Here is an 11,351-nt window from a genome sequence, read left to right as displayed (position 1 = left end):
AGCCGCATTCACGAGTCCATCGGTTTCAATTGGCGTGGTGATGGTTATCGCAGAAGGCGCCGCATTGTCTAGCGTAATCGTTTGCGTCGCAGCGGTGGAAGTGTTACCTGCGCTATCTGCCTGAGTTGCCGAGACAGTCAGCGTGCCATTATTTAAACCACTGACATCCAGCTCACTCCCGCTTAGCGTCCAGTTACCGGAGTTATCGGCGGTCACGGTACGGCTCACCGAGCTRTTGTTATCCGTGATRGTCACCGTCACACTGTTGCCCGCCTCCGCGCCGGAGCCTGCAATTAAGACATCATTATCTTCAGCCGCATTCACGAGTCCATCGGTTTCAATTGGCGTGGTGATGGTCACCGCAGATGGCGCCGCATTGTCTAGCGTAATCGTTTGCGTCGCAGCGGTAGAGGTGTTACCTGCGCTATCCGCCTGAGTTGCCGAGACTGTGAGCGTACCATTATTTAAACCGCTGACATCCAGCTCACTCCCGCTTAGCGTCCAGTTACCGGAGTTATCGGCAGTCACGGTACGGCTCACCGAGCTGTTGTTGTCCGTGATGGTCACCGTCACACTGTTGCCCGCCTCCGCGCCAGAGCCTGCAATTAAGACATCATTATCTTCGGCCGCATTCACGAGTCCATCGGTTTCAATTGGCGTGGTGATGGTCACCGCAGATGGCGCCGCATTGTCTAGCGTAATCGTTTGCGTCGCAGCGGTAGAGGTGTTACCTGCGCTATCCGCCTGAGTTGCCGAGACTGTGAGCGTACCATTATTTAAACCGCTGACATCCAGCTCACTCCCGCTTAGCGTCCAGTTACCGGAGTTATCGGCAGTCACGGTACGACTCACCGAGCTGTTGTTATCCGTGATAGTCACCGTCACACTGTTGCCCGCCTCCGCGCCAGAGCCTGCAATTAAGACATCATTATCTTCGGCCGCATTCACGAGTCCATCGGTTTCAATTGGCGTGGTGATGGTCACCGCAGATGGCGCCGCATTGTCTAGCGTAATCGTTTGCGTCGCAGCGGTGGAGGTGTTACCTGCGCTATCTGCCTGAGTTGCCGAGACAGTCAGCGTGCCATTATTCAGACCGCTGACATCCAGCTCACTCCCACTTAGCGTCCAGTTACCGGAGTTATCGGCGGTCACGGTACGGCTCACCGAGCTGTTGTTGTCCGTGATGGTCACCGTCACACTGTTGCCCGCCTCTGCGCCAGAGCCTGCAATTAAGACATCATTATCTTCGGCCGCATTCACGAGTCCATCGGTTTCAATTGGCGTAGTGATGGTCACCGCAGATGGCGCCGCATTGTCTAGCGTAATCGTTTGCGTCGCAGCGGTAGAGGTGTTACCTGCGCTATCCGCTTGCGTCGCTGATACTGTAAGTGTGCCATTATTTAAACCGCTGACATCCAGCTCACTACCACTTAGCGTCCAATTACCGGAATTATCGGCAGTCACGGTACGGCTCACCGAGCTGTTGTTGTCCGTGATGGTCACCGTCACACTGTTGCCCGCCTCTGCGCCGGAGCCTACAATTAAGACATCATTATCTTCGGCGGCATTCACGAGTCCATCGGTTTCAATTGGCGTGGTGATGGTCACCGCAGATGGCGCCGCATTGTCTAGGGTAATCGTTTGGGTGGCTGCGCTAGAGGTATTACCAGCAGTATCAGTTTGCGTCGCCGAGACTGTGAGCGTGCCATTATTCAAGCCACTGACATCCAGCTCACTCCCGCTTAGCGTCCAGTTACCGGAGTTATCGGCAGTCACGGTACGACTCACCGAGCTGTTATTGTCCGTGATGGTCACCGTCACACTGTTGCCCGCCTCCGCGCTGGAGCCTGCAATTAAGACATCATTATCTTCAGCCGCATTGACTAGTCCATCGACTTCAATAGGCGTAGTAATACTGACCGCACTCACACTCGTATCTACTGTGACAGATAGACCTGAGCCGTCAGCAGTATTACCTGCTGTGTCGGTCGAACGAGCTGTCATCGTATGTGTGCCTGCTGTCAAAGCAGACGTTGTGATAGTCCAAGTACCTAAAGTTGCTATGCCGGTACCCACAGTTCCATCAATGCTTGAAATTAACGTAATAGCACCGCCATTAGGGCCAGAACCGGTAAATGTTGCCGTAGTATCGTTGGTGATATTGTCCGTATTAGATGTACCAGTATCGCTGCTTGCATCCAGATCAGGTGTGCCTGGCGCTGAAGGCGCGGTTGTGTCTATCGTGACACTTAAGCTGCTGGATGCGCTACTTTCATTGCTATTTGCATCCGTTGCTTTTGCTGTGATGGCATGGGTTACACCAGCGGTCAGTGCACTGGTGGTAATTTGCCAGTTACCACCCGTCGCTGTACCTGTGCCAATGACCGTTGTACCACCGCCTTCTTGATCGCTATAAAGCCTTACTGTTGAGCCACTTTCCGCAGTGCCACTGAAGGTTGGAGTGGTATCATTGGTATTGTTATCGGAATTTGAAGAACCGGTATCTGAACCGGCGTCAAGATCTGGAGTGGATGGCGCGTCGGGTGCCACATCATCGTTCACCGTGACCGTAAATGCTTCTTGGAATGTCGTAGTAGAATCACTGGTTTGTATACAAACAATATAACTGCCGGCATTGATCGCAGCTTGCGCTTCTAAATTAGAACCATTGATCTGGAAACTGCCGTTATCAGTATCTGCACTACAGGTGCCATTAGCGCTCGCCCCACTGCTGACGATAGAATAGGTGTGGCTATCACTGGTATCAAGATCTGTGGTACTCAAAGTCCCTATGTTAGCACCTGCACCAGTTGCAGACTGATTGATTGATGATGTGTCAAGGCTTATGTCTGTCGGAGCATCGTTTTGGCCGGTGATATTGACCACGGCCTGATTAGTACCTGTACTATTTGCAATACCATCATTAAAAGTATAATCGAGCGTCACCGAAGACGGAGGAGCATCTGAACTATTCTGATAAGTGATATTTTGCAACACCGAATCAACGAATGCAGATGTTGCATTGGTATTGAATGTCAACACTAACGTGCCGGATGAATTGGTGGTAACTGTACCGACCGTCGTCGAATTAAAAGTAAAAGTGCTGCTCTCGGTCAGAGTGCCCAGTAGACCATTGTTACCAAACACATCCTGAGCATTGGCACCACCGTTGCGGGCAATGGTCAACGTCGCGTTATTATAGTTACCTGCGCCGCTGTCGAGCGCGTCCAGTTCAGTATCGGCAATCAAAACATCTGAGTCAATCACCACAGACGAGCCATTTTCTATGAATGTACCGCCACCATTGAGGTTACTAAATACAGGCACATCATTCGGCGTAATAAAGGTGATATCAGTGTTGGCGCCATTATCTGCTACAGTAAAATCTAGTGAATTGGCTGGCGCATTTGACAAGCTAATTGCCACTTCAATGGAGCTAAAGTCAGTCGCATTGGTATCAACCTGAAGTGTGCTAGTACCATTGAAACGCACGTTGCTGGTTGTCAGGCCAGTGACACTATTGATAGTAATAATGTCACCCACACTCAAATCGGTAATGGTGTCGCCATTGAGATCCGATGCGTCGCCAACAAAATTATCATTGCCTGCGTTACCTGTCATCGAATCTGTACCACCCCCAGGGCGAATGGTGTCGCTCCCGCTACCACCGGTGATGGTGTCATTACCATCAAAGTCAGTGGCAGTCATGTTAATGGTATCGCCACTCAGTGCGCTGGCATTCAGCGTAATTCCACCAGCAAGCGCAAAGCCCGCGGCATTAGAGATAGTGACCGAATTACCGTTGGAGTCAAAGTTATCTGTCAGCGTAATGGTAAAGATGTTATTGGTACCAATTGCCAGGTTTTCGATTTCGGATACGCTGGTATTGGTAAAGTTAAACGTGCCCCCGTCCATCAGTTTGAGCGTTTCAGAACCCGCAGCACCGGTAATCGCCGTAGTGAAGTTATTTGCTACATTCGCCGCGTCAATCGCCACCGTTGCGCCACTGGACAGTGATAGAGTGCCAATGTTGGTAAACCCCCCACTACTGACATCAGCGCCATCTGATGCACTCACTGTATCACCGGTAGTTGGGTCACCGACTAACGAACCATTAAATGCACTGCCAGCGATATCAAACGTGATAGCGTCGTTAGATACGGTTGCGTCTATCGTGGCAGATGCATTGGTGACTGTGATAGTCCGGGTGTTGGTGCTATCGTCGTTTACTGAGTATGTCTCTATACCCGTAAGTGTAGTAAAGTCACCATCTCCGCTGATTGTAATGGTCTCGGAGCCTGCTGCTGTGACCGTGCCTGTGAATGTGGCATTTTGTTCCGGAGTCATGGTAACGGATGCACCACTGGCCAAAGTCAGATTAACAATATTGGCGAGCGTACCGCCAGAGATGTTCGCCCCTGAAGACATAGATAAAGTATCTGCTGTCGTAGCATCCCCGGTAAGTGTGCCTGTGTAACTTAGCGTCCCCACATTGAATGTGACCGCATCCGTAGATGACGAAGCCGTTACCGATGTGCCAGCGGCCCCAACTGTTATCGTTCTGCTGTTGGTCGATGAATCTCCAACTGAAAAACTCTCAACATTAGCAAGCGTTGTAAAGTCACCGTCACCAGAGATATTAATCGTTTCAGTGCCTGCAGCTGTGATAGTGCCACCAAATAGAGCAGGCTGAGAAGCCGTCATCGACACGGTGGCACCACTGGCCAATGTCAGGTTCTCAAAATTTGATACTGTTGCACCAGCAATGCTAGCCCCAGAGCTCATTGATAGTGTATCGGTGCCGCCCGCAGCGTTAAGCGTGCCCGTTGCGGTTAATGCTCCTATGTTTACAGTATCGTTACCACTGCTACCTGTTACATTCTGGCCCGCAGCACTCAGTGTGATGCTGTTCGCTGCACCTAAAACATAAGTTTCAATGGCGCTTGCAGCTGTTAAACCGTCGGTTGCTGCAGAGATAGTAATGCTTTCAGTTGCGCTGCCGTTAACGGTACTGAATGCATCGTGTTGTGCCTCTGTCATGGTGACCGCAGCATTCGCATCCAGTGTCAGGGTCTCAAAGCCACTCACTGTGGCACCGGCAATACTGGCACCATTACTCAGTTGCAGCACATCAGTGCCGCCGCTACCAGCTAAAGTACCTGTAGCAGTTACAGTCCCCGTTACAACGGTATCAGCCGAGCTACTGCCCGTTACATTTTGTGAAGCACCACCCAGCGTAAAGGTAAAACCTGCGCCCAATACATAGGTTTCGATATCCGCATCACCGCTAATCGTACCATCACCATCGGCACTGCTGAGCGTAAATTGGTTAGTCCCCGCGCCATTAATGGTGGTAAACGATTCATGCTGAGATTCGGTCAGCGTAATGGATGCACCGCTATCTGGTGTAAGCGTCTCAAAGCCACTCAACGACGTTAAGCTGGCTAGGTTAGTGCTAGTAGGTACCGAGAGCACATCGGTGCCCGTCCCACCACTTGCTGTAGAGCCTGTCGTGTGGCTGGCATTAGCGATTGTCAGGGTTTCGTCACCGCCTGCAAAGGTAATGGCGGGCGACAGGTTTGTGCCATTAGTTGTGTCAAAACCAGCGGCGCTTGAGCTGGCAGCCGTAACATCTGTCACACTGATGGAGGCTGTGCGACTGTCACTGTCGATAGTGCCATCGTTGATCTGCACGGTCACCGTGCGCGCAGTTTCATTTGGTGTGCTGGACGTATTGTTGTATGTGACGGCCTGCAAGAAGGTTTGCACTTGTGCAGCAGAAGCTGAAAGGCTAGAAATGTCAATCGTACTCACCCCCTCAAAAGCTGAAGAGCCTGATGTACCTTTTAACGTATCTACGGCAGAAGCGGAAACATATAGTCCTTCCCCAGTATCTCCCTTTGGGTTTGTTAACGTAATCTCAATCGAGCTTATTGTATCACCATCGGCGTCTGTTACTGACGCGCTACTAGCAATATTAACCGCGCCACTGCCCTCTGAAAAACTGGCTGTATTATCATTGCCACCGGTGCCACTATTTAGGTCTACGACTGGAGCTGTATTTACAGTCGTGAAGTTAAACGTCGTGTCGTCACTGATCCCAGTGAACGGGTTGCTGGATGTATCTGTTACCGCCCCCGAGTCAATTTGTATTGCATAAGTTCGATTACCTACCAGGTTACCGGGTGGGTTTAAATAGACTTTATCATTGGTAATACTGACACGACCTGCGCCTGGTGATGTTGTTGTGCCATCACTTTCATTGGCAACATCAAACTCTTCAAAAACACTATTATCTGTGACATTACGGATGGTGATATTGCCGCTACCCAGTGTAATGTCTTCATCGAAGGCGATGACTATATCATTACTGACAGAGACATTGGTTGCATCGTCAGTGGGGGTTGAGCTTGCGCTGACAAAAACAGGTGGCGTTGAATCAGACGCTGGAGCATCGTCCAGTGTGATGTTTCGGATTGCGAAGCGTGAGTCGTAAGCACTGGCGGGATCTGTATCCGGGAATGAAATGATTAAGGTGTCAATGTCTTGCCAGAGCGCGTTATTAAAATCACTACTACGCGTAAAGCTAAAGGTCGTACCCACTCCGGGCCCAACCGGTGGCGTTAAGTCAACCGTGACCGTTTGACCACCGTCTTTAAAGCCGGTAAATCGAACCCTGTGCTCTGCATCAGTGGCAGTTGCGCGGACAAAGGTAATGCCATCAAAACTAAAATGTGTGCCTGCATTCTCCAGGAGTTTATAGGCCTTGTCAGTCGCGCTGGCTCCGGAATTACCAATAAAATTTGCAGCATAAAACGAGCTAAAGGCCACAGCAAAGCTCTCTGCTGTATAACTGTCTCCACTTTCGCCACCATCCAGGATAAAAGTAACGTCGCCGGCTGTATCGAGAGAAATATCCGGTACGCCACTGGCGCCATCTCTCACATCCGTTGGCGTACCTGTGCCGGAGGAATAATCCAATATCTTTTGGCCTGCCCAGATATTGCCGGAAAACAACGCTGCTGATATACCAGCCGACGTTACGGCGGTGGCAACTTTACTTAATTTCATATAACTACTCCGTTAATTTACCTGGTCCAGTGACATTTTATCGTTTTAATATTTACTTCAACGCAATTTGATGACAATCCATTGCTAAAGCGGGCCAACCCTGTGCATGGTCAGCCCATATCCAGTACCGATTAGTTACGAGGAGGAAACACCCCGTCCGTTGCAATCAGCCAGTTAACCGGTAATACCGGGTTTAATATATTCAAAGGTGCAGAGCCACCTGTGTTAGTGACAGTGACAGTTCCGCCCGCAGAGCCACCACCAGATACCGTTAGCCCCTCAATAGTCGTCAGATTCGCTGACTCAAAACCTGGTTTGAAGAAAGCATCACTATTGTTTGCTGCAATATAAGAGCTAGTATCTGGGGTTTTGGCATTTGCCGTATTGGTTGCGACCTGTAGCGTGCCACTTACTGGATTTGTACCTCCAAGCGGCGTGAAAATAGCAGTATGAGAATGTGCAGGCATATGAATGATCTCAATACCTACCAGTTCTGTACCTTGCCTTTCACCTTGACGGTAATCCATACCACCTGGGCGCACACCTTGTCCTACCGGGCTGCGACCGCGCAGATCTGGTAACGCGTACGTAGTGCGCGCATCACCACCATAAATAGTTCCTATCAAAGCAAACAACGCCTGATTTTGTGAAATAGCCATCGTCTGGCCTAAACACATTGCAAAGTTTCTAATTGTAAAAGCACCGCCGAAGGTACCCATTGAGCCAATATACGGATCAGGAGACATATGAATTCCTCTTTAATTTGTAAACATGCCCTTTAACGATAAACGCTCAGTACCACTAAACCCACTCATTGGTTTATCGATTTGTTGCGAATAGTTCGCACTTACTACTTCAAATACTACTTAGCCTAAAAACTCATACTTAATTGTTTCTCTATCACTGCACTTAGTTAGTCCGGATCCCCCGCTGGCAAATGTGCAGTGAAAACGGGAGGAATAAAAAGTTCAGGTAGCTGCACTCTACGTGCCTCCCCGCTTAGTACTTTGTCGAGGCAAATTGTACCAATATCATTAATGCTAATATTCAGTTCGGCCGGAGCGTCGTTTGTAGGCGCAGGAAAACGCCAGTAGAGCTCATTGGTTTTGTAGCGTAGCAATGCCATTTGGTCATATTGATCAAACTCACTCGGACTGTCACAAAAACGTTCATGACAATCCTCTAACTTTTGCTTTCCTAGGTATTGAACCAACAAGCTTCCCATCCCAGGTATATCTAAAATTCCACTTTCTCCAAGTGCAACTTCCATCTCACCTTTTCCTTCGAGCTTGCAAATCTTTTGTCCCTCTCCCTTGGGCGCTGCACCACCGCTGTAGGAATACAACGTAAGGTCGTAGCCATAGCAATTTGTTAGGTTAATCTTAATGTTCATGTCTACCTCGCTTCTGAGTTTACATTCAGAGCATAGTTAGAAATGCAGGATACAAAGTGAATAGGCACAGTTACCAATCAATCCTTCTCAACTAAGCTACCGTTTAAATTTAGTTTAAAACTACTGCATTACCATTGATTTAAATCAGTTAGATAATTTTTCTTTCCAATCCAAGTTTACTTTCTGCTAACTAAAATTAGACATCTCCATTCCAGCTTCTAATCCAAATAACATCGCAAAACGATATCCATCAAATATGCCCTGCTCTGTTAAAACAATGTCTAACCGCACCGCCCCATCTACAACTTTGACCAATAAACCATTAGTTCGGTCAAGTTCAATGACCGTTCCAGGTCGTACACCCATCAAATCACAATCAATCTTGGTTGCCTGCATAAGCTGTATTAGGCCATTTCGAAATTTGAATCGCGCCCCTCCCAGTTCAGTGTTTGCGGCTCGAGTAAGGTTAACGATTTGTGTACAGGTATCTCGCTGAAAGTCGATAACCAGATCTTCAATTTTAACGTGCCTAGCGTAATGTATTTTGTTTAACGCTTCGGCTTGAGGCTGCTCATGCCAATTGAGTGTACCCGTTGCTTCTTGTTGAATAAGCTTATCCAACAGAGCAGGAACCATTTGCGCAACTTTTTGATGTAAACACTGTGAAGTATCAAATGGGTGAATAGGTAAGTCGATATACGCACCTATTGCTCCGCAATCTAACTCCTCAATGACCTTATGCAAAGTTAGCCGGACGGTTTCAGCTCCTTCTTTAAGCTGCCAAAAAAGTGGCATGGGACCTCGGAATTCAGGCAAAGCACTTGGATGGATATTGACGATGTCATTGTTAAAATAGCGGATAACTTCTGACCGAATTCTGTGCCGAAATAGATAAACCAAGCCACGATTAGCTCCGAGCCTGTCCAATTCTGAAATCAAGTGTTTATCAGAATCTTCTCGATATTGCAGCATAGGTATTTGATGATGATTTAAAAACTGCTTTAACTGCTCAAGATCAGGATTTGCCTCCGCCTCGACTAAAACAACGCAGGCCAGCGCTTCTCTCTGTAGTAGATATTGAACAGCTAATAAACATAGGCAGCTACCGCTGAATAGAGCATATTTAGATTTCATCAATGAATTCCTATACTTTCACAGGTACAAAACCTGGCAAACCACTAAGTTGGTAGTAAAACTGCACCTTATCACCGCCACATGCAACAAAGTGTGTGTGCTCTACTTCTTTAGGTTTAGCATCGACGTAAAATGTCATATCAGGCCGAGGGTGTGTGATCCCAGAATCGTATTGCCCCACACCTTCTGCTGCAAAGGTCTCTACATTTGCATAAATCGCTAATACTCTTTCACCCATATCCGCGACGCCTTTTGGAATGGTGATCAAATTACCTGCCACTACTTTAATACCATTAGCTAACTCCACCTCCTGCATTTTTAGGAGGGATGATTTGTCGATTCGAAGTAACTCTCCAAGCTCAATACGGTCATTTAATGCAGCCTCATTTACATATTCTGAGTGGCTATAATCCACCTCTTTCCACTGCTGATTGAACTCTGTTTCCCCGATAACCATCATGCCCCTAATGGAAATGCGCTTTGGCACCATCCAGCCATCAATTGAAAGGTACTTAACCAGGTGCTTCGCAATGCTTAGCTGGCCTTCTTTTGTAAAGCCATGCTGCATAGCTTCAAGCACCAGTAAGTCAACTGAAGATTCAGGAATAAACTCGGTAGCATCAACCTGTTCTATGTGCTCTACATAATCTTCTAGAGCAAGATCCTCGACTAATTGTTGTAGAGACAACACTGCTCCTGGGTGCGCATCGATCAGGCTGACTTTTATTTGGTCACTGGAAAAAACGCCGTGTTCTTTGTAGTAACTGAGTAGCGGTAATAATAAAGGTGCGAAAGGCCCACAAGCAGGATAGAGCACTGTGATCTGTGCCTTGTTTTTCAGCATTCCACGAATAGCTTGATCAATCCCTCGCGCGTACCCTTTAATGCGATAAATATCTTTAATTGTATGCTTACAGTTATGGGGCGACATGATTAGGCCTGTGGGCGAAACATACTGTTTGGTCAGCAGCTCTTGACTTAACTTTGCTTGTGCCATGGACTGAACTGCACAGTCATACATAGTTTCGAAGGCAGCCATCAACTGCTGATGTTCCACTTTGGTGTCTATCAACACCAACCTAATTGCGTCAATAAAACTTTTCTGTAACACGGCTTGTCGCTCACTCGCTGTGAGCTGAGTCTTCAACATTGACTCAAGTTGCGTTCTTATTGAGTACTTTAATAAATCATCGATTTGTGGATCGGCGAAATCTAGCTTGGTCACATCAGAAAACAGCTGCTTTTCCATAAAATGATAAGCTCCTAAGTCCTTAGTGTTAGTTCTCATTTAAAAAGGTGGTATAAATCACTAACTCACCTTCTAATGAATGAGTTTAGTTCAGTTTTAGTTCAGCGCTATCAATTTATTGACTTTTTTATCCAACACCCAACACCTATCTCCAAGCTTCCTATCTATTAGTAATATCTCTTGATGACCATCGACATTATTAAGTTTTCTTTTTATCACACGACTACCACCATACGAGTATGCAAAGACACCGCTATTCTCGAAGACCTTAACGCGATTGCCGCTTGCAGCAACTTTTTCTCCTGTCGGACTCACCATACTCATTGTTGGTGACTTGCGTACTTTGGACTGCCAAATCAAGCGGCTGCTCAGACGAAAAACAGCTAAATGGCATAAAAGAAGTTGCAGTGATCGCTGTTCCGACAGATAGGAAAGTTCTACGTTTCAAGAAGTTAGCCTTTTTATTATTTTATTCTGCAGGATTATGCCAGAAATATGGAGAAT

At 47.6% G+C, this 11,351-nt stretch carries 6 protein-coding genes; all 6 read right to left on the bottom strand.

Features of this window, described 5'->3' with window-relative positions; genetic code table 11:
- Positions 1-7,071: Ig-like domain-containing protein (locus L1D50_RS16980; protein WP_239966459.1), on the bottom strand; the 7,071-nt coding region annotated here is incomplete at its 3' end.
- Positions 7,072-7,202: 131 nt separating this feature from the next.
- Positions 7,203-7,817 carry a tail fiber protein gene (locus L1D50_RS16975; RefSeq protein ID WP_128725760.1) on the bottom strand — a complete coding sequence of 205 codons (615 nt, stop codon included), beginning with the start codon at positions 7,815-7,817 and terminating at the stop codon, positions 7,203-7,205.
- Between the two features lie 167 nt (positions 7,818-7,984).
- Entirely contained in the window at positions 7,985-8,464 is a 480-nt protein-coding gene (locus tag L1D50_RS16970; protein WP_128725761.1) for a hypothetical protein, read from the bottom strand.
- A gap of 186 nt (positions 8,465-8,650) precedes the next feature.
- On the bottom strand, positions 8,651-9,598 hold the full coding sequence (locus L1D50_RS16965) for a formyltransferase family protein (RefSeq protein WP_138523183.1): 948 nt from the start codon (positions 9,596-9,598) through the stop codon (positions 8,651-8,653).
- 10 nt (positions 9,599-9,608) lie between these two features.
- Positions 9,609-10,847 carry a hypothetical protein gene (locus tag L1D50_RS16960; RefSeq protein ID WP_128725763.1) on the bottom strand — a complete coding sequence of 413 codons (1,239 nt, stop codon included), beginning with the start codon at positions 10,845-10,847 and terminating at the stop codon, positions 9,609-9,611.
- A gap of 96 nt (positions 10,848-10,943) precedes the next feature.
- Positions 10,944-11,171: a hypothetical protein gene (locus tag L1D50_RS16955; protein ID WP_128725764.1), complete on the bottom strand. Its 228-nt coding sequence runs from the start codon at positions 11,169-11,171 to the stop codon at positions 10,944-10,946.
- Between the last annotated feature and the right edge of the window lie 180 nt (positions 11,172-11,351).

The sequence above is a fragment of the Pseudoalteromonas sp. Isolate6 genome (assembly GCF_022398435.1).
In the GTDB taxonomy this organism is placed as follows: Bacteria; Pseudomonadota; Gammaproteobacteria; order Enterobacterales; family Alteromonadaceae; genus Pseudoalteromonas; species Pseudoalteromonas galatheae.
This window is presented reverse-complemented; position numbering and strand designations above follow the sequence as displayed.

Excerpts from the sequence above, each read along its gene's own strand:
- L1D50_RS16975 (WP_128725760.1), bottom strand. The coding sequence starts at position 7,817 with ATGTCTCCTGATCCGTATATTGGCTCAATGGGTACCTTCGGCGGTGCT.
- L1D50_RS16970 (WP_128725761.1), bottom strand. The coding sequence starts at position 8,464 with ATGAACATTAAGATTAACCTAACAAATTGCTATGGCTACGACCTTACG.
- L1D50_RS16965 (WP_138523183.1), bottom strand. The coding sequence starts at position 9,598 with ATGAAATCTAAATATGCTCTATTCAGCGGTAGCTGCCTATGTTTATTA.
- L1D50_RS16960 (WP_128725763.1), bottom strand. The coding sequence starts at position 10,847 with ATGGAAAAGCAGCTGTTTTCTGATGTGACCAAGCTAGATTTCGCCGAT.
- L1D50_RS16955 (WP_128725764.1), bottom strand. The coding sequence starts at position 11,171 with ATGAGTATGGTGAGTCCGACAGGAGAAAAAGTTGCTGCAAGCGGCAAT.